Annotated in this window: 18 protein-coding genes and 1 tRNA gene; 11 read left to right on the forward strand and 8 right to left on the reverse strand. The window is 58.7% G+C overall.

Annotated elements, in window-relative coordinates:
- Nucleotides 1–107: 107 nt before the first annotated feature.
- On the forward strand, nt 108–9,581 hold the full coding sequence (locus tag ACO6TG_RS27940) for a DUF4214 domain-containing protein (RefSeq protein WP_422376203.1): 9,474 nt from the start codon (nt 108–110) through the stop codon (nt 9,579–9,581).
- A 531-nt stretch (nt 9,582–10,112) separates the two neighbouring features.
- A complete protein-coding gene (locus ACO6TG_RS27945) occupies nt 10,113–10,823 on the forward strand; it encodes a hypothetical protein (protein WP_422376204.1) in 711 nt (236 codons plus the stop codon).
- Here ACO6TG_RS27945 and ACO6TG_RS27950 read toward each other — a convergent pair.
- Together ACO6TG_RS27950 and ACO6TG_RS27955 are read right to left on the reverse strand one after the other, a co-directional pair.
- Nucleotides 10,795–11,301 carry a hypothetical protein gene (locus ACO6TG_RS27950; protein WP_422376205.1) on the reverse strand — a complete coding sequence of 169 codons (507 nt, stop codon included), beginning with the start codon at nt 11,299–11,301 and terminating at the stop codon, nt 10,795–10,797. The genes ACO6TG_RS27945 and ACO6TG_RS27950 overlap by 29 nt on opposite strands.
- Before the next feature lie 28 nt (nt 11,302–11,329).
- Nucleotides 11,330–11,563 (reverse strand): hypothetical protein, encoded by a 234-nt coding sequence (locus tag ACO6TG_RS27955; RefSeq protein WP_157738703.1) that lies wholly within the window; start codon nt 11,561–11,563, stop codon nt 11,330–11,332.
- 347 nt (nt 11,564–11,910) lie between these two features.
- On the opposite strand from ACO6TG_RS27955, the gene ACO6TG_RS27960 reads away from it, so the two are divergent.
- Together ACO6TG_RS27960 and ACO6TG_RS27965 are read left to right on the forward strand one after the other, a co-directional pair.
- A complete protein-coding gene (locus ACO6TG_RS27960; protein WP_422376206.1) occupies nt 11,911–12,216 on the forward strand; it encodes an ETC complex I subunit in 306 nt (101 codons plus the stop codon).
- Nucleotides 12,217–12,339: 123 nt separating this feature from the next.
- A tRNA-Arg gene (locus tag ACO6TG_RS27965) sits at nt 12,340–12,416 on the forward strand.
- A gap of 252 nt (nt 12,417–12,668) precedes the next feature.
- Here ACO6TG_RS27965 and ACO6TG_RS27970 read toward each other — a convergent pair.
- Nucleotides 12,669–12,923: a hypothetical protein gene (locus ACO6TG_RS27970; protein WP_094070560.1), complete on the reverse strand. Its 255-nt coding sequence runs from the start codon at nt 12,921–12,923 to the stop codon at nt 12,669–12,671.
- A gap of 181 nt (nt 12,924–13,104) precedes the next feature.
- Between ACO6TG_RS27970 and ACO6TG_RS27975 the strand changes: the two genes are divergently transcribed.
- The gene (locus ACO6TG_RS27975) at nt 13,105–15,096 is read left to right on the forward strand and encodes a BTAD domain-containing putative transcriptional regulator (protein WP_422376207.1); all 1,992 of its coding nucleotides are present in this window, start codon (nt 13,105–13,107) and stop codon (nt 15,094–15,096) included.
- On the opposite strand, the gene ACO6TG_RS27980 is transcribed toward ACO6TG_RS27975, so the two are convergent.
- On the reverse strand, nt 15,055–15,381 hold the full coding sequence (locus ACO6TG_RS27980) for a hypothetical protein (RefSeq protein WP_422376208.1): 327 nt from the start codon (nt 15,379–15,381) through the stop codon (nt 15,055–15,057). The genes ACO6TG_RS27975 and ACO6TG_RS27980 overlap by 42 nt on opposite strands.
- Before the next feature lie 73 nt (nt 15,382–15,454).
- Entirely contained in the window at nt 15,455–15,745 is a 291-nt protein-coding gene (locus ACO6TG_RS27985; protein WP_422376209.1) for a hypothetical protein, read from the reverse strand.
- A 248-nt stretch (nt 15,746–15,993) separates the two neighbouring features.
- Between ACO6TG_RS27985 and ACO6TG_RS27990 the strand changes: the two genes are divergently transcribed.
- A complete protein-coding gene (locus tag ACO6TG_RS27990; RefSeq protein WP_422376210.1) occupies nt 15,994–17,391 on the forward strand; it encodes a YcaO-like family protein in 1,398 nt (465 codons plus the stop codon).
- A 154-nt stretch (nt 17,392–17,545) separates the two neighbouring features.
- Here the strand turns inward: ACO6TG_RS27990 and ACO6TG_RS27995 are convergent, their stop codons facing one another.
- Both ACO6TG_RS27995 and ACO6TG_RS28000 read right to left on the reverse strand, forming a co-directional pair.
- Nucleotides 17,546–18,097 (reverse strand): CAP domain-containing protein, encoded by a 552-nt coding sequence (locus ACO6TG_RS27995; protein WP_422376211.1) that lies wholly within the window; start codon nt 18,095–18,097, stop codon nt 17,546–17,548.
- Nucleotides 18,094–18,930 carry a phosphodiesterase gene (locus ACO6TG_RS28000; RefSeq protein ID WP_422376212.1) on the reverse strand — a complete coding sequence of 279 codons (837 nt, stop codon included), beginning with the start codon at nt 18,928–18,930 and terminating at the stop codon, nt 18,094–18,096. The genes ACO6TG_RS27995 and ACO6TG_RS28000 overlap by 4 nt, the downstream gene beginning before the upstream one ends.
- Nucleotides 18,931–19,302: 372 nt before the next feature.
- Between ACO6TG_RS28000 and ACO6TG_RS28005 the strand changes: the two genes are divergently transcribed.
- The 5 genes from ACO6TG_RS28005 to ACO6TG_RS28025 all read left to right on the forward strand — a co-directional run bounded on the left by ACO6TG_RS28005 (nt 19,303) and on the right by ACO6TG_RS28025 (nt 23,458).
- Complete coding sequence (locus ACO6TG_RS28005; protein ID WP_422376213.1) at nt 19,303–21,135, forward strand: ArnT family glycosyltransferase; 1,833 nt, start codon at nt 19,303–19,305, stop codon at nt 21,133–21,135.
- Nucleotides 21,119–22,021 (forward strand): phosphatase PAP2 family protein, encoded by a 903-nt coding sequence (locus ACO6TG_RS28010; protein ID WP_422376214.1) that lies wholly within the window; start codon nt 21,119–21,121, stop codon nt 22,019–22,021. The genes ACO6TG_RS28005 and ACO6TG_RS28010 overlap by 17 nt, the downstream gene beginning before the upstream one ends.
- Nucleotides 22,018–22,779 carry a glycosyltransferase family 2 protein gene (locus tag ACO6TG_RS28015; RefSeq protein ID WP_422376215.1) on the forward strand — a complete coding sequence of 254 codons (762 nt, stop codon included), beginning with the start codon at nt 22,018–22,020 and terminating at the stop codon, nt 22,777–22,779. The genes ACO6TG_RS28010 and ACO6TG_RS28015 overlap by 4 nt, the downstream gene beginning before the upstream one ends.
- Nucleotides 22,780–22,845: 66 nt before the next feature.
- Nucleotides 22,846–23,160, forward strand: a complete 315-nt coding sequence (locus tag ACO6TG_RS28020; RefSeq protein WP_094070569.1) for a lipid-A-disaccharide synthase N-terminal domain-containing protein — start codon at nt 22,846–22,848, stop codon at nt 23,158–23,160.
- A 10-nt stretch (nt 23,161–23,170) separates the two neighbouring features.
- Nucleotides 23,171–23,458, forward strand: a complete 288-nt coding sequence (locus ACO6TG_RS28025) for a DUF6881 domain-containing protein (protein ID WP_422376216.1) — start codon at nt 23,171–23,173, stop codon at nt 23,456–23,458.
- A gap of 56 nt (nt 23,459–23,514) precedes the next feature.
- On the opposite strand, the gene metC is transcribed toward ACO6TG_RS28025, so the two are convergent.
- On the reverse strand, nt 23,515–24,693 hold the full coding sequence (gene metC, locus ACO6TG_RS28030; protein ID WP_422378961.1) for a cystathionine beta-lyase: 1,179 nt from the start codon (nt 24,691–24,693) through the stop codon (nt 23,515–23,517).
- Nucleotides 24,694–25,054 lie beyond the last annotated feature (361 nt).

A 25,054-nucleotide genomic window follows, 5' to 3' on the forward strand; every position in this document is an offset into this window, starting at 1 on the left:
AAATCGAGTGCCTTATCCATGCAGGCAAAGGTTCTGTTGTTCTTGCCGACGGCTCTGTTGCTGAGGTCATCGCCGAGCGAATTGTCTATTCTGAAGCCACTGCCGACATGTTCGAGCAGGCGGAAGGTTACGTTTATCCGGAAAACGGCAATCTGGCGGTGAAGCCGGTCTATAAGAAGGGCTGGAAGACCTACAATTTCGAGGTTGAAGATTTTCATACCTATGTCGCCGGTGGTGTCCGGGTACACAACGATTCTTGGAACGACAAAAAAGGATTCGAGTTTCACAAGGAAGACTATGGCACAGGTGAAGCTTATGCCCTCACAGAGTTGGAAGGAGTTGTTCCGGTCAACGGCTATGCAGTTACAGCCTATCGGGTAGCGCAAAACGTTTCTTACGATGCTACGCCACAAGGTCGGGCTGAGGCGGTCTCCTTTGGAACTGCAGTTGAGGGTGGCAGCAATCGAGAGGTCAGTGCTGCTGCTTGGAGTGAGCTAAAAGCAAGAAGCGGCGAGGGGTGGACATCTGCTTTTTGGAGTGCGGATCAATTCTCCCGATTTGAGGCATCTGTTGCGCATGGTCGCGAAAAGGGTCGCAAAATTGCAGAGGCAATTTCCAGCCGGGACAAAGCTTCGGGCCGTGACACGGAAGGCGCGCGCGCGGACACCAGCCGATCTCAACCGACGCAGGACCGCGGCATTGGCACCGGCGATTATGACCGCGACGGTGAGGTCGATGCGCGTGAGTTCCGGCGGGCGGAACGGGAAAATCTTTACGACAACAACAAACAGAAAGATCAATCCGGCGCCGAAGGAGGGTCCGGCTCCAAGCCGGTCTTGATCGACCTTGACGGCGACGGCCTGGAAGTCACCGCTCTCGATCGCTCCACGGTGTTCCTCGACACGGGTGGGGATGGTTTTCTGCATCGCACGGCCTGGGCGGGCGAGGGGGACGGGGTGCTTTACTTCGACCCGGACGGCCGCAACGAGATCACGGAAAAACGCCAGTTTGTCTTCACCGAATGGGACCCGACGGCGACCAGCGATCTGGAAGCCCTGGCCTCGGTGTTTGATTCAAACGGCGACGGCACCTTAAGCGCCGGCGACAGTGACTTTGCCAAGTTCAAGGTGATGGTCACGCTGGCGGATGGCTCGATCGTGTCGAAAACTTTGGCTGAACTCGGCATTACCGAGATCGACCTGACGGCGGATGCCACCAATATCGAGCTCAGCGATGGCTCGGTGATCACCGGCAAGACGACCTTTACCCGCGCTGATGGCTCGACCGGCACGGTCGGCGACATGCTGCTGGCAGCGGAAGCTGAGGGCCACCGGGTGGAGCAGGTGGAAAGCGTCGATGGCGCCGGCACGCGCAGCCTGACGACAGCGGCCTATGCCACGGACGGCAGCAAGGCCTATGAGATCTTCTCCGAAGTGAGCGCCGACGGTCTCTCGGTCACCAACCGCTATGACGATGACGGCGACGGGGTGATCGACCGGATCCAGACCATCGAGACGGTGGTGGATGCCAGCGGCAACCGAACCGAAACCGAACAGAACTTTGCCGGCGCCGATGAGGCGAGCGCGGTTCTGACCTCGCAGACAGAAACCCGAAAGCTGGTGAACCCGGCAAGCGGTGTGATCGACGCGGGATCCACCGAGATCATCTCCCGGGATTCCATGGGCGGCGGCTGGTTCGACCAGCGGGAAACCCGCTCCTTTACGGCCGGCAGCCTGACGGTGCAGGTGGAAAACCTTGCCAAGGACGGCTCGGTGATCACCAGCCGCAGCGAGACGGTCTCGGCCGATGGATCAACCCGCATAGACGGTCTGGACGCCGATGGCGACACCAAGGCCGATACCATCGAGACACATATCGTCGACAAACACGCCGACGGCAGCCGCACGGAAACGGTCACGGTCAGCAACCAGGACGGCTCCTTGCGCAGCCAGACCATCGAAGAGGTCGGCGCGGATAATCGTTCGAAAGTCATCACCCGGGATCTTGATGGCGACGGGCTGATCGACCAGCGCGAGATCCTCGATATCACCGTGACGCCATCCGGCGGCAGCACGTCGCGGCTGGAGATCCGCAATGGCGACGGTTCGCTGAAATCCTCTTCCGTCACGGTGACTTCGGACGACGCGCTGACCAAGACCACCTCGCTCGACCGGGACGGGGATGGCGACGTGGATCTGACCACCGTCGATGCCACGACGGTGAATGCCGATGGCAGCCGGGAGCGGATCGTCACGGAGACAAATGGCGACGGCTCGATCCGGGCCATGCGCAAGGAAAGCCTTGCTGCGGACAAGGTCGGCCAGGAGGTCTGGCTCGATCTCAACCAGAATGGGAGCTTCGAGGCCGACGAGCTGGTGTCTTCTGTCGTGGTTGATGGTTCCACTTCTGAGCGAGTTGCGACCTCCTGGACACGTTCTGCGGATGGAATGGCCCTGGCAAAAGTGACGAGCACCACCTCCGCCGACGGTTTGACCACCCGGACGGAGAGCGATCTCGATGGCGATGGCGACATCGATCTGCGGGTCAGTGATGTCACGGTTCTGAACGGCGACGGCTCGTCCAGCCGGACGGTGACCACGAAGAACCAGGACAGTTCTCTGCGCACCCTTGTCGAAACGCAGACCAGCGCGGACGGGCTCAGCAAGACCGTGCGCGAAGATGTCGACGGCGACAGCCTGTTTGAAAAAATCACCGTCAACACGCTGACGCTGGAAGCAGACGGCGGCACGACGCAGACGGCGTCCGCCTATGCCGGCAATGGCACGACCCTGCTGTCGCGCACCATCACCACCGATTGCGCCGACCGGCGGACCCAGACCGTCACGACCGACCGGGATGGCGACGGTACCATCGACAGCACGTCCATCCGGGTGAAGGGCACCGATGGGGCGGTGACGCAGACCGTCACCGAGGGGGCGGCCGATGGCACGGTTCTGGGCGAAACACGCAAGACCCTCAGCGCCAACGGCCTGACCACGACAACGGCAACGGATCTTGATGGCGACCAGATCGCCGATGTCACCAGCCGCCAGACGACAACCCTCAATGCCGATGGCAGCCGGACGACGGTCAGCACCACGGAGAACGGCGACGGTTCGCTGAAGAGCACCTCCACGGTCACTGTCAGCGATGACGGGCTGAAGACGGTGAAACAGACCGATGCGGATGGCAACGGCACTTATGAGCGTGTTGTCACCGACGAGACAGTTCTGGAGGCTGGTGGCGGCACCACCCGCACGCTCGAGACCCGCGCGCAATCGGGCGAGGTTCTGTCCCGCAGCCGCACGGAAACCAGCGATGACGGCCTGGTGACGGTCCAGAAGACCGACCGGGACGGCAATGGCACTTTTGACCTGGTCGAAACAGCGACCACGGTTCTGAACGCCGATGGCGGCACGGTAACGACCACCGCGACCCTCGAAGGCGGTGTGCTGCGCGGTTCCACGACGCAGACCATCTCCGACAATGGTCGGTCCAACATTACCGAGACCGACATCAATGGCGACGGCAAGACGGACATCCGCCTCACGCAATCGATTGCCGACAGCGGCCTTGCAACGGATCATGTCCAGCACAAGGGGGCCGATGGCTCTGTCCAGAGCCAGACCCGAACGGTGACCAGCGCCAATGGCCTGACGGTCACCGCGTCCCAGGATGCCGATGGCAATGGCGCCTATGAGACCCGCACGGAAACCGTCCGGGTCTTGAACGCGAATGGCTCCGTAACGACCACGACCAGCTCTAAAGCACAGAACGGTGCGCTGCAGAGCCGCTCTCAAGAGACCGTCAGCGATGACGGCCTGTCGACGACGGTCAAGCGCGATCTCGACGGCGACGGCACTTATGACAGCACGCTGGTCAGGGGCAGTTCGCTGGCGCCGGACGGCACGCTGACCACCATCGAAACGGTGACGGCGGCGGACGAGTCGCGTCTTTCCGGCCGGGTTGAGATCGTGGATGGTGATGGCCGTTCCTCGACGGTGCGGCTGGATACGAATGGCGACACCTTTGACGACGAGGTTGTCTCGACCTCCATTGCCGACGATGGCTCGTCGGTGACCACCGCGTCCTATTACTCAGAGACCAGAGAGCTGATCGCCCGCACCACCACCAGGGAAAGCGGCAACGGGCTGGAGAAGACCGTCTCCTTTGATCTCGACGGCAACGGCACCGCCGAACGCACGCTGAGCGACCAGACGGTGATCGATGCAAACGGCACCACGACCCGCACGGTGAGCCATCAGGCCGGCTCCGGCCGCTTGCTGGCCCGCGAGGAGGTGACCAGCTCAGATGATGGCTTGAGCGTGACAACGGCGCTCGATCTGGATGGCCAGCTTGGCAACGACTTTGTCACCACCAAGACCATCAGCTTTGGCCATGACGGCACCACCACGGACCGCTGGTCGACCTTCGGCCCGGGAGGGCAAAAGGGCAGTGTGACGCGTACAACCAGCGGCGACGGTCTGGAGGTGACCACGGCGACGGATCTCGACGGCGATGGCGACATCGACCGGCAGACCAGCCTTGAATTGGGGGCGATCGGGGGCAGCACCGAGACCAACCGGTTCTATGGCAACGGCGCCAACCTGCAACGCTCGGAAACCACGATCCTCAGCGCCGATGGTCGCCAGCGCACCGTCAATATCGACCGGGACGGCGATGGGGATCTCGATCTGAGTACACACACGGCCATTGACCTCAGCGGCAACGAACTGACCACCTGGTCGGATCTTGCAGCAAATGGCGATGCCGAGGCGGTGGTGACCCGCCTGGCCAATGCCAACGGTACCAGCGACATCTACCGGCTGGACATTGACGGCGACGGCAGCACCGACATCACACGTGAGACCTCGATCTCTTATGACAGTGCCGGCAACGAGATAAGGGTCTTTGAAGAAACGGAAGCTGTCGGCGGCCTTGCGTTCAAGTCGACGACAACCACCTCGGCCAATGGCTTGACCTCGAGCCGGGAGACCGACAGCGACGGTGACGGTGCCATCGACACGCGCATGGAGACCAAAACCATCTATCACGCGGATGGTTCGTCCGTGACGACCAGCCGGGACTGGCATGTCGATAGCGGCGATCTGCGCTCCAGCTATCTTGAAACCGTCAGCGCCGATGGCCGCACGGTCACCGAACGCTTTGATTTTGACGGCGACAGCGTCACCGACAAATCCCGGGTCACGCAAACCGCTGCCGATGGCTCGGTGGTGGTGATCGAAACCGGCTTTGGCGAGAATGGTGCTGAGAGACGGTCGGTGACGACAACTTCCTCCGACGGTCTCACCACCACGGTCCTGCGCGACGGTGTCACCCAGACCTTCTCCCGCTCCGAGCTCGGCAATGGCAGCTATGACTGGGACAATGGCAAGGCGGGCACAGCGCATGTCGCCGTCTCCCACAAGGTTGATGCCATGGGCATCGAGACCTGGGAAATGACGTCTGCGGCCGGCAGCCACAGCCAGCGTTTTGATGCGGCCGCCAAGGCCCGGCTTCTGGCCGAGGCCGCCAGGCTCTTTGATGCCGCCCTCGACCGGGACATGGATGGCTCTGAAATCGAGGTCCTGGTGAAGCATGCCCAACATGGCCAGCTGAACCTGGACAGCCTGGCCACCGCGCTGCTCGGCTCGGCCGAATACAGCGCCCGCTACGGCGCGCTGACGGACACGGGTTTTGTCGCAAGAGCCTATCAGAACACCTTCGGCCGCGAGCCGACGGTGGAAGAGCTGGGCGACCACCTGGCCGCTCTAAAAGCGGGCACCAGCAAGGGCGCGCTCCTGGCGGAACTCTCTGAAAGCGCGGAACATATCGTCGTCGGCAACGGCCATGGCGAGACCAACAACCATGATGTCTTCCTGATCGATGTGGTCAAGGAAGACGATCACCATGTGTCACTCGGGATCAGCGGGCTTGATCTGAACACCAGCAAGGACAGTGCGCTGGTCGGCACGGCGTCCAGCCAGACCCTGAACATCGGCAGCCACGATGCTGTGTTCGGTCTTGCCGGCAACGACACGCTCAATGGCAGCTCCGGCAACGACATTCTCGTCGGCGGCACCGGCAATGACAGGCTCAACGGCGGCGCGGGCAACGACACCTATGTCTATAACCGCGGCGATGGCCACGACACGATCAACGACGGCAGCAGCCCCTCGGGCGGTGATGTCTTGCGGTTCGGGGCCGGGATCGAACTGGAGGATCTTCGGTTTTATCACGTCAGCAGAAACGAAGTCAGGTTGGAGTTTTTTGCGGAAAGTCAGGCTGAGGCCAACAGCGCGTCAGCTCAGGGCCTGGCGCCGCTCACCGGGTCCATCACCATCCACAATTGGAACGACGCCACCACACGGCCGATTGACTGGCTCGTCTTTGAGGACGGAAGCCAGGTCTGGATTGGCGGGATCCGCAACTTTGGTGGATCGGGCGTCGACTACAACCTCTATTACCGCCTGAGCGATGGCGCCGACACATTCACCTCCACCGGCCGCGCCCCTGATGCCCATACGGGCCATCAGGGCAGTTCCGACATCATCGTCGGTGCCAATGGCAATGACATCCTCCACGGCAAGGAAGGCCATGACCACCTGATTGGTGGCGGGGGCACCGACAATGTCTATGGGGGCGACGGCAACGATATCCTCGAAGGCGGCGCCAGCGCGTCGGGGTGGCAATATCTCAACGGCTACAAAGGCAACGACACCTACATTGTCTCCCGCGAGGATTATCAGAATTTTGTCAACACCTACGCGGAAAAAGGCGATTGGGGGACCGACACGATCGTCTTTGACGATCTCACGCTTGCCGATCTCGAGATTTCGATCCGTGACAATGCCGACGGTTATCAGAATGGCGACGAATTGCAGTTCATCTGGCGCGATTCGAGCGGTGGATACGAAGGCGCTTTGCGGGTTGCCTTTGGCGGCCAGCATATTGAGCGGTTCGAGTTTGCTGATGGAACCATCGTTTCGAAATTTGGATTTTCTTCCCAAAACCGGGTGATTCTCTATGGCACATCGGCCAACGATACGATTGTCGGCACGAAGGGCAGCAATTACATCAAATCAGGTGCCGGAAACGACATTCTGGACGCTGGCGGAACTCACGGGTCCTGGCAGCATTTGCACGGTCAGGAGGGCAACGACACCTATTTGATCGGCCTCGACGATGGCCACGTCTGGATCTCCCAACACGGTGAATGGGCGGGCAGCGGCACGGACACCGTTCGATTCAAGGATCTGACGCTGCAGGATTTGACCCTGTCGACCTATAGTCATTCAGGGTATGGCGAGAGTCTTCAGCTAGGCTGGAGCAAGAACAGCCACTCCGGGAACCTGTTCCTGTCGGACATGGGGCAGTATATCGAACGGTTCGAATTTGCGGACGGCACAAGCCTGAGCAAAATTCAGTTAGGAAACGATGTTTACGGGCGCTGGCAGTTGCATGGAACTGACACGGACGACCTGATTATTGGTACTTCCCTCAGCAACTACATTTACGGTGGCAACGGGAATGACACAATAGATGCGGGAGGCGCCAGTCCGGACTCAGGAGCCTGGCAGCATCTCCGTGGTCAAGGCGGCAATGACACCTATCTGATCGGTCTCGACGACGGCAATGTCTGGATCACCCAGCATGGCGAATGGGTGGGCAGTGGCACGGACACCGTCCGGTTCATGGACCTGACCTTGTCTGATCTGACGGTGTCGACTTACAGCCATCAAAACTACGGTGAGTCCCTGCAACTGAGTTGGAACACCGGCGAACATCGCGGCAACCTGTTCCTATCGGACATGGGCGAGCATATTGAGCGATTTGAGTTTGCTGATGGAACAAGCCTTAGCGCCATCACTCAGGGAAGCCACGATCGGATCGTTCTGCATGGCACGTCGTCTGGCGAGCTTATCGTCGGGTCCAGTGAAGACAATATTCTGCTGGGCCGGGGTGGTAATGATGTTATTGACCCTGGAAAAGGAACCGGGGGATGGCAGCATGCACGAGGTGAAGAAGGAAACGACACCTATCTCATCGACCAAGATGACGGCACTGTCTGGATTACGCAACAAGGCGAGTGGGCGGAAAGTGGAACTGACACGGTCCGGTTTAAGGATCTAACGCTTCAGGATTTAACGCTGGGAACCTACAGTCACGCGGGATACGGCGAGAGTCTCTGGCTTTCCTGGAATAACAACAGCTATGCGGGAAATCTGTTCCTATCGGACATGGGACAATACATCGAGCGGTTCGAATTCGCCGACGGGACAGCGTTCGGCGCAATTGGTTTCGACAGCATTGGTCGGTTGCTTCTGACAGGTACCGATGGCGACGACTATATCCGCGGCGGCGGTTCCAGTCCTGGTGACCGGGCAGGCCGGTTTACAGACGACTATCGTCTCTATGGTGGTCATGGCAACGACACGCTGGAAACCGGTACCAGCGACCTTGCCGACTGGCAGTTGCTTTATGGTCAGTCCGGAGACGATCTTTATCTCGTCGGTTCCAACGGTGGTTCGATGATCATCGACCAAACCGGAGAGAAAACCGGTGGCGGCACGGACACGATCCGGTTCAAGGATCTGAACCTGTCTGATCTGGCTATCTCTTTTCACGACCACGGCAATGCCAATGGGGTCGCACTGAAACTCGCCTGGGAGGCCGAAGGTGGTCGGTTAGCGGGACAATTGCACATTGCCAACATGGCCGAGCATATTGAGCGGTTCGAATTTGCGGATGGGACGACGCTGAGCCAGATCGTGGAGCGGTCCGACGGCCGGGCGGCGTTCTTCGGCACCAGCGGTGACGATCTGATTGTCCTTGGCGGCGTGTCGCCGGGCCAGGAAGGTGGCCGTTTGACGGATGATCATGTCGCTTATGGGGGCGCGGGCAACGACATTTTGGTTGCTGGCCCGAGCGATCTGCAGGACTGGCAATATCTGGAAGGCCAGAGTGGTGACGACACCTATGTGATCGGGTCCGGGGTCGGGTCCGTGCTGATCGACCACAATGCGGAAGTGTCCGGTGGCGGGTTCGACACGATCCGGTTTACCGACGTGTCGCTGTCGGATCTGTCGATCGCCTATTACACGCATCGCAATGCAGACGGCAGCGTGAACGCGAATGGCGAGGCGCTGGCCCTGTCCTGGTCGGCCTCCGGCAACCGGCCTGCGGGCGAGCTCCAGATCGCCAACATGGCCCAGCATATCGAGCGGTTTGAGTTTGCCGATGGGACGATCCTGTCGGCGATTACCCTCCAGTCGGACAGCTCGATCGCGCTTTTGGGCACCTCCGGGAACGACCGGATCGCCGGAACGGCGGTGATCGATCACCTGAGCGGCGGTGCTGGGTCTGACACGTTCGTCTTCACCGATGGTCACGGCAACGACACCATCACCGACTTCACAGACGGGGAAGACCTGATCCGGATCGAAGGTGGCAGCTTCAGCTTTGCTGATCTTCTTCTGGAAGCCTCAGGCTCGGATGCACTGGTGCGGTTCGGAAGCTCGGTTGTCACGCTGGAAGGGGTGCAGCTGTCGGCTCTGGGTCAGGATGATTTCCTGTTCTAGTCCTTTCGAATTGAACATTCAAAAACTGCCGCGCATAATCCGCGTTCGCGCGGCAGTTTGTCGAAGGCAAACCGGGCAAAAACTTAGGGCTCGATGGGGTCCGCAACGGGATTGTCGCGCTGATTACTGTGAGAGCTCCGTTGAGGTTTATGGGAAGATATTTCCAGTCTGTTCCGGTGGGTTGAACGGCCAGCCCAGGTGCATTCTGTTGAATGGCCGCTACTTCTGTTGGAAGCGCTTGGAGTGTGACGAGAGGGGCGCAAGTTCAAATCTTGCTGCCCCGACCACTCTCCATCACACACTTATCGTGTCGCTCCGAGTTATGTTCCACCGGTCACCACATGCGCAGCCAAATCGGCGAAATGCGAACGATTTTGCCGTGGTTGCCATGCAAAGGCCGGGATAACTCCGGGGATGCCGGGAATGCGGGCTTGTGCAAGCTACGTCGCGGCAACAGACTGGTCCGGAACAAGTTTCAAGGCGTTGTGATCGGCACGGACCGCATGGGGTGCGGGGCGACGGGGCGGGTGGATGCTACCGGATCCGGACGAACAGGCGACCCTGGACGTGACGGCGGCGATTGCCGCCCTTCGCACAAGGGTCGAGGACAGCGGACTTTCTCTCAAGGAAAGTGCGGATTTCTCCCTGTTCGAAAAAACGGTGCGCGCAACCGAAGACAAGTACCTCATGGAGGATTTCTCTCCGCGTTTCTTCGATCTGCATGGCGCAACAGCCTTCTGGGTCGGGGCCTATAACGAGCACGGCAACATCGTGTCGGTCCAGGCGGCCAAGATGGACGACCTGCGGGACCGCAGTCTGGCCGAGCACTGGCAGCAGCAGCAGCGCCGCATCTTCGTCGATCCCAACCCGCAGGTGCGCTTCGGCACAGATCATGCCCATGACGCCTATTTCATGCGCGGGCGCATTGTTTATCACGGTAACCTCTGGCTCAGGCGCGATATCCGCGGCAAGGGCCTCGCCGAACCGCTGACCCAGCTTGGATTCCTCCTGTCTCTTTTGAAATGGTCACCGGACTATCTCTATGGGCTGATGGCCGCCAGAAGCGCGGAGAAGGGCTTCGGCATCCGGGTCGGTTACCGCCGCTTCGTGCCGCGCGGTACGCACTGGGAAATTGCGCCGGGCCATATCCGGGCGGATGACTGGCTGGTCTATGCCACGCGCGGCGACCTGCACGGGCTGGCCAAGCTGATTGTCAGGACGTCCGGCGCAGATCCTGAATGACGCCGAAATAGGCGCAGAACCGCACGGGGGAGTAGGGGACAGGGCGCAGCGCGACAATCAGCCGTTCAAACGCCACTTCGTAGATTTCGCCATTCACCTGCACGGGCGTGCGGGCGTAGCCGTAATAGGGCGTGCCGGCAAGCGCCTTGCGATAACCCTCGGCAGAGGCCTGCTCCAGGTCTTCGTCCGGGGTGCGCAGCCCAGAGGCGGGACTGGACGGGCTGGCCCAGTCTTCTCCGAACAGCGTGCGCTGGCCGCTGTCCTTGCCGACATAGAAGATCGGTGGCGGCGCGCCGTCCGGCATCCGGTCCGAACACAGACTCAGATGTGGCAGGTAGGGTTTGAGGCGCTCCTGGATCTCGCCCGAACCGGCGGACAGGATGCTGTCGTAAAAGGCAGACAAACGCGGATCGGCCAGGCCCTGGTCGATGGCCTTGGTTCCGATTTCGCTAAAAAGAGCGTTTGGGCGCGTCAGCAAGGTCGGTCTCGTCCGTTGGTTTTAACGGTTACCGTTCAAACGCCTGCAGCAGAAGCGACATGACGTTGAGGAACTCGTCGCGTTTCTCGGGAGACAGTTGATCCGGATCGCCAACACCATAATCGAGCGTCAGGATCATGTCCCACATCTCAGTCAGGTTGGCCGCATCGATGGCGGCCTTCAAGGTGAGCCCTTCCGTCGTGATCGGCTGCACATGTTCAGGAACAGGTGTGTCCAACCGCTTCAGATACTCATAGTACATATTGCTAGCCTTGTTGTTATTATGAGCCGCGCCCATGCCACAGGGCCCGGCCGGTCAAGGCCAGTGCCCTAAGAATGTGTGTCAAAGGGCCGGTTGGATGGTCACAGCCCAAGTCACGTTACGGCAGTTTTTAGCACGCAGAGGTGGCATCTGTCATGTCACGAAAGTGTCACGCTTCCGCCAACGCGCAATACCGTTAACGTGACCTTTCTTGGGTTGTGTCCCGTTCCTGGCAGGCAATGATTGAGCAAAGCGCCAAGATCGGTGTTGACTTCGCGGGCAAAGGCGGGAAAAAGCTGGGGGTGAGGAAACAGACGTTCCGCGTTTTGATTTGAGGGCACAGTCATATGGTTGCGCGCATTTACCGTCCGGCAAAAACGGCCATGCAGTCCGGCAAGGCGAAGACCCAGCGCTGGGTGCTGGATTATGAGCCGGAGGCGGCCAAATCCGTGGAGCCTTTGATGGGCTATACCTCTTCGTCCGACATGAAGCAGCAGATCAAGCTCTACTTCGAAAGCCAGGAAGAAGCGGTCGCCTATGCCAGACGTCACGGCATTCCGCACCGGGTGGAAAAGGCCCAGGAGCGCAAGGTGCGCGGTGCAGCCTATGCCGACAACTTCAAGTTCAATAGGGTTGCGCCCTGGACGCACTAGCGGCCGGCCGTCTCCCAGATCAAAGTCGAATGTTTGATTGCCTGTTGAAACCGGCAAAAGCGGATCGACTTCAGCCCTTGTTTCGGCGAAGACACTTCAGAGGCTGATCCAAGCCTCTCAAACGGCCCCGTAGCTCAGCTGGATAGAGCACTCGCCTTCTAAGCGAATGGTCGCAGGTTCGAATCCTGCCGGGGTCGCCATTTTTCCAGGAAGTCAGGTATTCTTATGGCCGATTTCGGGTCGCCTGGAGCAGGCCGACCGGAACTTCGTACGCCATCGGTCAGACACCAGCGCCGTCTGCGCGGACGGAAGAGGTCCCAAGCCTGCAGGCAGACGGTTTGATTCGAAGACCAGACGCGGTTGGTGTCAGACATGTTCACGCGCCGAACATGCCGCTACCGCGCACCAGCCAACATGCTTATGGGTTGATGCGCGGAATTGCCTGTCAGCGATCAGACAGACTCGGCCTTTGCCGTCTCTGCCTTTGTCTGCCCCACCATGAGAGGTGTGATCTTGGTCTTCAGAATCATGTCGACATCCTCAGACCCGTCTTCCAGGGACTGGAGCGCCATGTCGAGGAAATAGGAACAGAACGTGCGACCGTCCTTGTCCGATTCCTTTTTGGTGTAGCGGATCATCCGCTTGATCGCTTCGATTGTAGGTTCCTGTTCGACTTCAGGGCGATCAGGGGTGACTTTCATAGACATAATACTACCCACCAGTATTTAAATTGCCGTTTGCAGCTGAGCTGCTGTGACCATCCACGAAAAAGCATGCTGTTGCAGCGTGAAATGAGCGTGATAAGGTGCTGTTGTGTTTCAGGTTGCATGGTATTCGCAGTTGCGCGATAGCAGCTGAAAAACAGTGAATTTCAATTACGGGGAATTGATGGCAAACGCCTTTTGCTTCGCCTGTCTCGGTCGACCCTTGCTGCTGGGCAAGGGGCAGGAACCGGTTGCGGTGAAAACCCGTAAGGCACTGGCGATTATGGGATATCTGTGCCGCAGTGGCGGTCTGGCATCGCCGCGCGAGGCGCTGGCAGACCTGCTTTGGTCCGGTACGGACCGGCACAAGGCGATGCAGTCCCTGCGACAGGCTCTGCGCCAGCTGAAAACGGCGGAAGAAGCCGGCAGTATTGATGTCGTGCGGTCTTCCCCGGGGCACGTTCAATTGGATCCGGCAGTCTTTTCTTCGGACCTGACGCGCGTCATGGAGCTGATCGAACGCGGTCTGGCCGCGGACTTTCATGAAGCGGAGGAGCTGTGGCGCGGAGACTTCCTGAGCGGCTTTGAGGACATCGATCCGGAGTTTTCCGAGTGGCTGATGGTTGAGCGGGAACGGGTTCAGAACGAAGTCACCAGCGCTGCGTTCCAGCATCTCAATCAGATCTCCACTGAAGACGGCGGCGTGCGGGTGGAAGCTGGCGGCCGCTTCCTCCTGAAGATCGATCCGGCTTATGAAGCTGCGCACAGGGTCCTGATCCGGCTTTACAAGAAACTCGGCCAGCACGAGCGGGCAGAACAGCAGTATCAGGCCTGCGTGCGCGAAATGCGCCTTCACCTGGATGTGGAGCCGGAGCCGGAGCCGGAAACGAAAGCGCTGTTGGCGGACAATGAGTTCGAGCAATCCGCTCCACAGTCGGACCAGGCATCGTTTGACGCAGCGAATACGCTTCCAAATAGCGAGAGCATTATCCGTCTGCCCGAGATCTCAATCCTTTCCGCCACAATTGCGGATCCAAAACTCGCGGACGCATTGAACCTCAAAGAAGAGATCGTCGCAGGTCTGTCTTCGTTCAGATCATTCGATCTTTATCAAGCCGAGTATTTCGGCGAGGAAAATCTGCCAGCGCCAACCTTGGTCAAAGGGCACGATTTAGGGAGCTATTTGTTACGTTTTCGGCACAACGGACATGGGAGCAAAGTTGCTATCCAGTTTGAGGACCGCACGGACGGGCGCATCGTTTTCAATGAAATCGTCGATCTCAACATGTGGGAGAGTCTTCAGGCTGCCGCCAGCCAGACTATAAGTCGCATTCATCTGTATGCTACCGGTAAGTTGAGGAATCCCGGCAACAATGCGGCTTTCGCAAGATGGTGCCAGGCAGAAGCTCTGATGTGGGACTTCGACCCACAATCCGATTTTAAAGCGCTACAATTGCTGAACGATCTGGAGAAGCGGCACAGCAACTTCTCGATGGTTTTTTCTGCCAAGGCGTTGATAAATATGAAGCAATTGACGCATTACCCGATTGAGGACCGGGAATTGGGTTTGGCAATGGACGAAATCCTGTCGCTTTGCGAACACGCTGTCTTGCTGGATCCATGGCAACCTGTGAACCAGAGGGCCTATGGCTGGGCGCTGATCCAATCCAATATGTCGGACCAGGCGAGAAAAGCCTTTTCACAAGCCGGCCGGCTAAACTCTGTCGATCCGGCAAATCTCATGTCGGTGGCCGAAGGTCTCGCTCTTGCCGGTGACGTTCAACAGGCTAGGAACAAGGCAGAGTTTGCGATGTCTCTGTTTTCCGCTGTGCCAAGGGTATTCTTCGAATATTACTCGAACATACTATTTGCAGCCGAGGACTATGAAACATCGCTTCAGTTCATCGAGAAAACATCCCTCAAAAGCATGTCAGGCCTCACAACCAGAATTGCTGCACTTATTTGCGCAGGTAAGCAGGACGAAGCAGTTGAAGTGTTGAATCGATACAATGATCGCTATTCCGCTATCATTCAAAATACAGGACTTGGACAGCAGGATCCTGACGAATGGGGCAAACGCGTGAACTTCTTCTTGGATCCTAAGACGCGTTTGAACTACAACAGGGGTGTCGATCTAGTTAAGCGATTTTTCTTCGGCGACAGGGCCTGTTTTTAAGACCTGTGCCTGGAACATAGCTCCAAGTCCGCTCAGATACTCCCGGTTTCCCTGACTGACACGCTTCTCGTTCAAACGATAGGGAAGAGCAACGACGTCTGAGCTTGCACCGTCGACAACTTCGAATGAAATGAGCTTGGTTACATGTTCCGGCAGACCAAGATCTGAAAGAATCTGTTGCGGAGCATTTTTCAATGCTGCCCGCTTTTCCGGATCAACCCGGGCTTCTGCGAGCAGGCGCCCCAAGGCAACTATGTTGCGCCTGTAGTAGGGAAATCGGGCCATGATTGCCTCATTGTTTGACGCAAAGGGTTGCCTTGCGGGCAAATAGCCCGCAAGGCGTTTCGTGAGTGAGACCTTACTCAGGAATATCGTCGTACATGCAGGTGCCAAGCGCCAGCTTGCCGAGCTCCTCGAAATAGCTTTCGTCATTGGCGGCGACCCGGGCGGCATCGACTTCGGCCGGGATGATCAGGTGAACCAGGTCTGCAGTGTCAGCGAGGATGGTCAGATCGCTGCGGGCACCGAGATCCGCCAGAACTTCTTCCGAGTTTTCGACAAGATGTTCACGGGCAGTGCTGTCCTGGATGATCGCGCCAAGTTTCGCGCCAAGTTCCAAGGTGGAAGCAGAAGAAGAATTGGCGTGCATAATGAGCCTCCTGAAGTTAAGGTTGCACGGTAACTTGCCTGGTGGTTGGATGGTCACCCGGCTTTTCTGAATTAGGTCAAACTTTAGTAAAATTATGTGGGTAGATGTTCTTTACTACTGTCTGACTGCTTTCGAAATGAATGTAGAATGAAGTTGGGACTACCCACAATAGTAGTCAAAAGAATCCCGGGTGAGTGCAATTACTGGGTGAGGTAAAGTACTTTACCTAAGGGGATAGCGTGCAGACCATGGACATCAGCAACCCGAAGGGGCGGCTTGAACCGCCGGCAGAGCTGTCGAACCTCGGCGAAACTGTCATTGCGGATTTGGTCCGCGTTGGCCTTTTGTCTTCCGATCATGGCGGCGATATGCCTAAATTGCGGATGGTGGATGAAGGTTTGCGCCTGTTCGTTCCGCTCCTGGAGCGTTACCAGATCAAGCTGGTGCCGATGGAGCGACCGGAATGTCCGGTACATTTTTGTACCGGCATCCTGAAACTGCCAGCAGAGCCGTCGTTGCAATCAGCCCAATCGGGACTGTCAATTCCCGCGGGCGGGCAGGGAAATAGCCTGCAAAAAGCAACTTTAAGTTGTTTGGGGGAGCTGGCCGAGCGCGTAAGTCTTTGTAGTCTGGGCGATCACGATCCGCGGGTGTTTCTGACAGGGAATGGGCAACCGCAAGTAGATTTTCTCTCTTTCGTTGGATTGAGTGCCGCGCAGCAGGCTGTGGTAACGCAGCGTTTTGGCCAGGGCTTTCAGAAAACAGCGGCCGCAGATCCTGATTGGAATCGCTTCTCCGCGCGGCGGGTCAAACTGGCCAGTATCACTGGAAATGGCCTGCTTGAGCTGCCTGCTTTTGCGGTTTTGTTGCAAGAAAGCGAACGCACTATCGGCGGTGCTTTATCTCTTGCATCAAGCGTTGGTTGTGCAGTCTGGCCCAGCCGTGACGAGGCGCGCAAACGCGCTTTACTGGAATTGGCTGAACGCGATGCTGTTGCCCTGACGTGGTACAACCGCCTGGGGATAACTTTTCTACCAGTGGGAATTTTGCGCGAAATCCTGTCGCCAGAGCTTGTGGCTCATATGGATGCAGGACCTCGTCGCTGGGGTGTTTATCTGCTCCAGACGGATCTGGCGGTGCAGGTTGCAATAGCAGTTTCTCATGATGCGGACGGACGGACCTGTGCGTTTGGGTCGGCGGCAGGGTGGGACGCTGCCTCTGCCTGCAGCAGCGCACTGGAAGAGCTGCTGCAGTCGGAAAACGCACTGCAATTGATGGACAAGTCCTATCCGGCCTCCGAGAAGATGGTTCGCATTCCCAAACAGCTTGCCTATGCGCGCCGCCGGTCAATCCTGGAAGATCTGCCCCTTCAGGATGCCAGGCCCGCCTCGGACCAACAGCTGTCTAGACGCTTTAGTGACGAAGCGCTGTTGCAGAGTTGCAAGGAGCAGAGCCTTTCGATCTGGGAATTCGATGCAACACGCCCGGACCTGGACATTCCGTGTATCAAGCTGCTGTCGCCAGACCTGTGCACGTGGGAACCGCGGTTCGGCAAAAAGCGACTTTATGAAGCGCCGGTCAAATGGGGAGCGCTCCAAAAACCGTTGACTGAAGCCGCCTTTGCGGACCGACCGTTTCCGTTTTGAAAAAGTGGTTCGGCCAAAGCGTTGACAGAGACACGGCTGAGGCCTTAATAAAACCTGACTCAAGAGCTCAGGTTTTGAGATCTTTGCGTCCGGATGACGACTGGGTCATCCGATCTCTGGAAGAAACCTTGGGCGGGGCAATCCCGCCCTTTTTTCAGCGAACCGTCGGGCGCCCGTCGGCAAAAGGGCGTGCAAGGGTCATCACCCAGAAATTGCGCCATTTACCGGTATTTCGGTTGGTTCTGGCGATGCCGACCCGCGTGACATACGGGTTGAGCAGGTTCTTGTTGTGGCCTTCCGACCCTTGCCAGCCACGAAACGCCGCTGCGAGATCGGCATAGCCTGCGCCCAGGTTCTCTGCGGCCGCGTAATTGGCGTAACCGGCCTTGTCGAGACGCTGGGAGAGCCCAAACGCACTGTGGGCCCAGGTTTGCATGCTGTCTCTTTCGGCGATGTGCCGAGCCATGTCCTGAGACACCTTGTCCAGGGCAGGATCCAGCCTGAGCGCAGGCAGACCGTTTTGCTGGCGATAGGCGTTCAACATGGACAGCATCTGGGACTGGTCGACCGGCTGATTGGTCAAGACGGTCTTGTCTTCAAGCTCGCCCCCGCCTGGCAAAGCGCTGCAGGCGCTAAGCGCCGCGGCCAGCAACAGGCCCAGAAGAACCGGGAAAAAGCCGCGGGTATCGGTCGCCTGGAAGATCAACGTTCGTCCCCTGGCCAGACGACACCTTCGTCTGCAAAGAAGTTATAGGGGCCTGGGAAATTCTCCACATACGCCATGTGGGTCACAACTCCGGTTTCCTTTGAATGATAGTGCAGGAAATAAGCCGCCGGTTCGAAGTTGAACAGGGCAGGACTGTCTTCGCTCAGATCGAGCACGACCTGATGGCCCGTGCTTGGTGCAAGCGTCATTATTCTTCCGGCGAAGCTGGCAATAATTTGCCGATGCAAGTGGCCGCATAAAAACCGTTCCACATGGGCGTGGGGTGTAACGACTTCCTCGAGGGCCGGCGCATCGGTGAGGCCGATATTATCCATATGCCGAATTCCGGACAGGGCAGGCGGGTGATGGAGCGCGATCAGGGTCGGGCGTTCATCTTCGCGCAACCTTGCATCCAGCCAGCGCAGTTGATCCCGGCCGATTTCGCCGCAGGGGCTTCCACTCAGATAGGTGTCCAGCACAATGAGGCGAACGCTGCCGATGTCGGCGCAGTAACTGATCTTGCCATCCGGGTTCTCTGCCAGTCCAGGATACCCAGCCATTTCACGTCGCATATTTGCCGTCGAATCGTGATTTCCAGGCAGAAGATAGACCGGCATGTCCAGACGGGAGAGGATCCGCTTTGCAACAGCGTATTCGCGTGGGTCGCTTCGGTCAGTCAGGTCCCCGGTGATGACCAGGGCATCGGGCTGCGGGTCCAGTGCCTTTACGGACAGAATGGCACGTTCCGCCAGCATGTTGGTGTCGGAGACCCGGTAACAGGCAAGACCGCGCGGCCGCAAATGCAGGTCGGTCATGTGGGCGATCAATGTCATTGGAAATCCATGTGTCTCAAAGATGATTCAACAGACAGACGATAGAGCGCCGGATGAAAATTTGAAAGCATCCGGCCGGACTGCCGCATCCATTGAGACCGCAGTGTGATGGTCAAGGCAATTTCGGGAGCACCCCCTGAGGCTGAGCAAGTCTCTGAGCAGACACCTTGCCACGCTGGCGTGACCGGTCAACAAGCCTTGGCAAATGGTGCGCCGGGTCGGCGCACGCTGCGGCGAGGGCGAAAGGCGGGCTTTTCCCTGGCCCTTCAGGGTTGACGGGCATGGACTTGTTTCCCTTTTTGAAAAGCTCATGTAGGAGATGCTTGCAAGACGGGGTTACCGTTCCCCGGACAGAACTGGATCTAGGATTTTATGGCCGACAAAAACGACACAGCCCCCAAGGCGGATGACGAGGCCGCGAAGGTGGAGGCCTCCGGCCCGGCTGCCGAGGCTGCAGGCAAGGACAGTGCCGATGCGCCAAAAGCGCCGCGTAAACCCGTCTGGATGCATATTTTCGGTCACGACATCACGGCACCGTTTCTGCTTCTTTTGCTGTCGCTGTTTCTGTTTGTGCCGGGCCAATGGAACGTGCCGCCGCTTGATCGCGATGAACCGCGCTACACCCAGGCGACCAAGCAGATGCTTGAGACAGGGGATTACGTTGATATCCGGTTCCAGGAGCAGGCGCGGCACAAGAAGCCTGTCGGTATCTACTGGATGCAGGCAGCCGCAGCAAAACTGACCGGAAACGGCGCTGACGCGCCGCTTTGGGTCTACCGGCTGCCGTCCATTCTGGGGGCGACCCTAAGCGTTCTGGCGGCCTTTTGGCTTGCGCGCGCCTTCATGGGCCCGGCCGGAGCTTTGCTTGTCGGCTGTTTTGTCGCCCTGGCGATCATTGTCGGAGTTGAAGCCAGACTTGCCAAGACAGATGCCATGCTGATGGCAACAGTCATCGTTGCGCAGGGAGCTTTGGCTCGAATCTGGCTCAAGAACCCCGGCAGGCGGCTCTGGGGGCTGAGTTTTGTTTTCTGGACGGCCCTGGCGGCCAGCGTTCTCATCAAGGGCCCGGTCGGGCTCATGGTCGTCGGCACCACCATCATCGGCCTGATGGTTCTGACGCGAAAAGCCGTCTGGTTCAAGGCCGCGTCGCCTTTGGTGGGGGGCATCTGGTTCCTGCTTCTGGTTGCCCCGTGGTTCGTGGCGATCTGGATTGCAACGGACGGCACCTTCTTCACCGAAGCGATTGGTAGAGATCTGCTCGGCAAGGTGGGGCAGGGGCAGGAAGGGCATGGGGCGCCGCCGCTCACCCATCTGGGCGCCATGCTCGGGGTTTTCTGGCCGCTGCCCGCTTTCTTTCTTCTGGCTGCTCCCTTGATCTGGCAGGAGCGCAAAAGCCCGCTGGTCGTTTTCGCCGTCTGCTGGTTCGTACCCAGCTGGGTCATTTTCGAACTCGTGGCCACCAAGCTGCCTCATTATACAATGCCTCTTCTCCCGGCGCTGGCATTGCCGGTTGCGGCGGCCATGATGGAGGGGGCAGGCGCAGAAAGCCGTAAATCCCTGCGCTGGATTGCAGCAATCCTTCTGGGATTGCCGGCTGTTGGTCTCGCCGTGGCTGCCTTTGCCGGACCATTCGTTCTGGGCACCTGGCCGTCACCGCCGGGCGTCGTCATAGTTGCCCTTGGAGCCGTTTTCGGTCTGGCGGCCGCGGGGCGGTTGCTAAGGGGAGCCGCGCTCTATGCCATGCCCGCCGTCTGCCTGACGGCAATCTGCGTTGCCGTCGGCGTCTGGGGCTTCGTCGGACCGGCCTTGTCGCCGATCTGGGTGAGCCCAAGACTGGTCGCGGCGCTTGACGATCTGCCCGGATGCGCGGACCAGAGCCACCGGCAGGTGGTGACCTCGGGCTTTCATGAGCCGAGTTTCATCTTCCTGGAGGGTACGCAGACAAAGATCATTTCTCCGAAGGGGGCCGCAGAGTTTTTGGCCGAACCGGCATCCGCGGAGCCAGGCTCCTGCCGGATCGCAGCGATAGAAAGCCGGGAAGAAGCGGCGTTTTTGGCGGCCTCAAAAGAGATTGGTCTTGTGCCTGAGGCGCGAAAAAGGGTAGACGGCCTCAACATAAACGGCGGCGATGACGTTGACATCGCACTTTATCAAAATGCCAAGTCGGTCACGGGTACAGAAAACGGCAATGCAGAGCAGCAATAAATTTGTCTGGCATATCCTGGCACGCATGCGCGGGAATATGCGGCGGGCTGCCATCTTGTTCTCAGGCCGCAAGGATCGTGCGCAGCAGAACAGGGGCGTTTTGCCGCCGGGACAAAGGCCGCAGGACATCCTTGCCGTGCTGCTGCTGACGGTCGGTATCGCGGTTGTTGCCTTCGATATTCCCACCTATCCCTGGCTTCGGTCCTTGCCCGGTGAGTATCGATCCGCCTTTCGGTCGGTAACCGATTTCGGCAAGGCGGACTGGATCCTGATTTCGACAGGCCTGACATGCCTTGCGCTGCTGGCGCAGGAGGCCGGGCGCTACAGCTTTCGTCTGCGCATGGCGATCGGATCGCTCTTTACCTATGCGGCCTTCATTTTCTATTCGGTTGCAGCAACCGGTCTGATCGCGATCGTCTTCAAATGGTCGCTCGGCCGCGCCCGGCCCAAACTCTATGAAGAAGTCGGGCCGGTCCGGTTCGATTTTCTGGCCTTTGACGGAACCTACACGAGCTTTCCTTCCGGCCACTCAACCACCGTCGCCGCACTGGCAACGGCGCTCGCCTTTATCTTTCCTGCCTATCGCTGGCTGATTGTTGTCGGGGCCTTCTGGCTGGCCTTCAGCCGGGTCATGGTGGGCGCGCATTACCCGAGCGATGTCATTGCCGGCACGCTCCTTGGAATGACATTCACTTTCTTCACGGTACGGGCCATGGCGCGCCGCCGCATCGGTTTTCATATGACTTCCACCGGCAAGATCGTGCCGAACATGAACGCGCGGTCCGCCAGGGCCTGCTGTCGGGCGGTGTGGCAGGTCATGCGCGGACAGCGCGGTGCCGACCGGATTGTGCCTCCCGTGGAAGAACAGGAACGGACCCAAATATGACACAGAGCTTTCTGGACGGGCTGTCGGTCGGTCGGGGCGAACTTGCCGTTACGGTTGTTGTGCCGGCAAAGGACGAAGCGGAAAATCTGCCGATCCTGCTCGACGAGATAGAAGAGGCTTTGAGCGGGCGTCGTTTTGAAGTCATCGTGATCGACGATGGCTCAACGGACGGCACCGATATCGTGCTACAGGATTACGCAGCGACCCACGATTGGCTGCGGCCGGTTCGCCACGAAAGCTCTTGCGGTCAAAGCTGCGCCGTGAGAACGGGCGTTCAGCACGCGCGCGGCGACGTGGTTGCGACCATCGATGGTGACGGTGAAAACAACCCGGCCTATATCCCGGATCTGCTGGATGCGCTGGAGGCAGCTGGGCCGGCGGTGGCACTGGCGGCTGGTCAGCGTCTCGGACGCAAGGCAAGCCTGGCAAAACGTTATGCTTCCCGGTTTGCCAACAAGCTGCGCGGCGCCATCCTGCGCGACAATACCCGCGACAGCGGTTGCGGCCTGAAGGCCCTGCGCCGAGATGTGTTTTTGCAGCTGCCCTATTTCGACAGCTGGCACCGGTTTCTGCCGGCACTCGTGATCCGTGAGGGCTACGGCGTGACGCATATCGACGTGCAGGATCGCCAGCGTCGTCACGGTACCTCCAAATACGGTATCTTCGATCGTGCCCTGATCGGTGTCCTGGATCTCTTCGGCGTTTGGTGGCTGCGGCGCAGACGCAAGAAAATCCCGCAAGTGCGGCCGCTCACCTGATTACCGCCACAAATCAAGATCACACACGCGGGTCTGCAACCCGTCTGAACCAACTGGAACTGCACCATGGACGCACTGCTCAATTGGCTAAACGTCGTCTTTGTTCAACAATTTGATTTCTGGATCATTCTGGGCTTTGTCGCCCAGTTCATGTTCATGATGCGCTTCGTGATCCAGTGGCTCGCCTCGGAGCGTGTCGGCCGCTCCATCGTACCGGTGGCGTTCTGGTTCTTTTCCATCGCCGGCGGCTCCTTGCTGCTGGTCTACGCCGTGCAGCGCCAGGATCCGGTATTCATTGCCGGGCAGGGGCTCGGTCTGCTGATCTATTTCCGCAATCTCTGGCTGATCTTCAAGGAAAAGCGGAACGACCCGGCCATCTGACACAATGGCCATGCGCTATCTGAAGGTGTTGTGGATCGAGGCTGCGCCGACAGAGCCAAGTTTCTTTTACTGGGCCTGTGGTCCAGACGGATGGGCGCAGCGATCAATCGAGATTTACTGTGATGGCAGCTTTCGCCTGGCATCAAGAGAAACCCGGCGAAATGATGGTGAGTTGCCACAAGCTCCTGTCACGGAAGGTCTGGAACAGGCGCGAGAATCAAAAGAGTTTCGCATTCAGGACATAGAAGCCGACGAGTTTGAGCGCATCTGGCAAAAACTCATGGATCGGGAACAGTAATCTGCTTGATGGATTGTGGCGCGGCCATGGCCGCGCCACAGGGCCTTTCCTTGTGATTACCCGAAAGCCTTGTCGAACGCGTGTGCCATGTCCTTGATCAGATCTTCTGGATCTTCCAGGCCGATATGAAGACGCACGGACTGCAGGTCCGGGTCGACTTTCGTGGCTGAGCGCATGCCCTTGAGGCGGACCGGAATGGCCAGGCTTTCAAACCCGCCCCAGGAATAGCCGAGCCCGAACAGGGTCAGTGCGTCGAGGAACGCATAGGCCTGCTCCTGGGTGGTACCGGATTTGAAGTCAAATCCGCACAGCCCGGAGGCTCCCGAGAAATCTCGCTTCCACAGGGCATGGCCCGGATCCGTTTCGAGCGCCGGATAGCGGATCTGGCCAATCTGCTCCTGGCCCTTCAACCAGTCGAGCGCAATGCGGGTGTTGCGCTGGTGGCGCTCCAGTCGGACGGAGAGCGTACGAAGACCGCGCAGCCCGAGGAAAACATCATCCGGTGCAACGTGGCTCCCCATGGCGCCGTGAAGGGTGTCGAGACCCTTCCAGGCCTTCTCGCTGGCAGCGATCGTTCCAAGCATGACATCGGAATGGCCGACAATATATTTGGTGCCTGCCTGGATGGAGAGATCGACACCGAACGCGATTGGTTGGCAGAAGAGGGGGCTGGCCCAGGTATTGTCCATCAAGACAGTCGCGTCGATCTCGTGGGCGGCCGCCGCAATGGCCGGAACGTCCTGCATTTCAAAGGTCAGCGACCCTGGCGCCTCTGTAAACACTGCTGTGGTTTCCGGACGGAACAGCGATTTGATATCCGCACCGATCAGCGGGTCGTAATACTCCACGGCAATGTTCATGCCGGGCAGGAACGTGTCGGCAAAATGCCGGGTCGGGCCATAAGCTGTGTCTGCAATCAGAATATGATCTCCCGCCTTGACACAGGACAGGATCGCCAGCGCGATGGCGTTCAGGCCGGAATTGGCCAGTTTCACACCGGCCGCGCCTTCAATCTCCTTGAGGGCGCCCTCCAGAGAATCAGTCGTTGGATTGCCGCGTCGGGCATAGGAATAGGTTTGTCCGCCCGTGACCATGGTGCCGACATCGGGGTAGAGCACGGTCGATGCATGTACGACTGGCGGATTGACAAAACCATGAAAGCCGAGCGGATCGCGCCCTGCATGGGCGAGCTGGGTGTCGGGCTTCAGCTTGGAGCGGGAATCGGAACTGGACATGTTTTCTGGTGCCTGGGTGGTATCGGGAAGGCGGGCCCGCGCGGCCCGGTAGAGACGGCACACTTTAGTCATCTCGTTTGCACCTGCAAGCTGGTCAACAATTCCTTTCCCGGCTGGCCAATATTGTCATGGAAATTGTCGGTAGCGTTAACAAAGCCGCGAAGGTGTTTAAATGGATTGAAGCCTTTTTAGGCATTGGATGATTTCAGATTAGCCATGTTCGCTGTTTGTGCAGCAAATGAGGCTGGAATTGGCGAACTGCACCAGAATTTTGACGAGATACTTGAAGCAAGTACTTGACTCGAACGGCTAAATGCCATCGTATGGGGGCCGTTGGGTTGGGACGATTGAGGTCTGGAGG

Source organism: Roseibium sp. (genome assembly GCF_965233565.1).
In the GTDB taxonomy this organism is placed as follows: Bacteria; Pseudomonadota; Alphaproteobacteria; order Rhizobiales; family Stappiaceae; genus Roseibium.

Coding starts and splice junctions, on each gene's coding strand:
- ACO6TG_RS27955 (WP_157738703.1), bottom strand. CDS start 11,563: ATGTACTATGAGTATCTGAAGCGGTTGGACACACCTGTTCCTGAACAT.
- ACO6TG_RS27975 (WP_422376207.1), top strand. CDS start 13,105: ATGGCAAACGCCTTTTGCTTCGCCTGTCTCGGTCGACCCTTGCTGCTG.
- ACO6TG_RS28010 (WP_422376214.1), top strand. CDS start 21,119: ATGCAGAGCAGCAATAAATTTGTCTGGCATATCCTGGCACGCATGCGC.
- ACO6TG_RS27990 (WP_422376210.1), top strand. CDS start 15,994: ATGGACATCAGCAACCCGAAGGGGCGGCTTGAACCGCCGGCAGAGCTG.
- metC (WP_422378961.1), bottom strand. CDS start 24,693: ATGTCCAGTTCCGATTCCCGCTCCAAGCTGAAGCCCGACACCCAGCTC.
- ACO6TG_RS28015 (WP_422376215.1), top strand. CDS start 22,018: ATGACACAGAGCTTTCTGGACGGGCTGTCGGTCGGTCGGGGCGAACTT.
- ACO6TG_RS27940 (WP_422376203.1), top strand. CDS start 108: ATGTTCGAGCAGGCGGAAGGTTACGTTTATCCGGAAAACGGCAATCTG.
- ACO6TG_RS27980 (WP_422376208.1), bottom strand. CDS start 15,381: ATGGCCCGATTTCCCTACTACAGGCGCAACATAGTTGCCTTGGGGCGC.
- ACO6TG_RS28025 (WP_422376216.1), top strand. CDS start 23,171: ATGCGCTATCTGAAGGTGTTGTGGATCGAGGCTGCGCCGACAGAGCCA.
- ACO6TG_RS27985 (WP_422376209.1), bottom strand. CDS start 15,745: ATGCACGCCAATTCTTCTTCTGCTTCCACCTTGGAACTTGGCGCGAAA.
- ACO6TG_RS28000 (WP_422376212.1), bottom strand. CDS start 18,930: ATGACATTGATCGCCCACATGACCGACCTGCATTTGCGGCCGCGCGGT.
- ACO6TG_RS27945 (WP_422376204.1), top strand. CDS start 10,113: ATGCTACCGGATCCGGACGAACAGGCGACCCTGGACGTGACGGCGGCG.
- ACO6TG_RS28020 (WP_094070569.1), top strand. CDS start 22,846: ATGGACGCACTGCTCAATTGGCTAAACGTCGTCTTTGTTCAACAATTT.
- ACO6TG_RS27960 (WP_422376206.1), top strand. CDS start 11,911: ATGGTTGCGCGCATTTACCGTCCGGCAAAAACGGCCATGCAGTCCGGC.
- ACO6TG_RS28005 (WP_422376213.1), top strand. CDS start 19,303: ATGGCCGACAAAAACGACACAGCCCCCAAGGCGGATGACGAGGCCGCG.
- ACO6TG_RS27970 (WP_094070560.1), bottom strand. CDS start 12,923: ATGTCTATGAAAGTCACCCCTGATCGCCCTGAAGTCGAACAGGAACCT.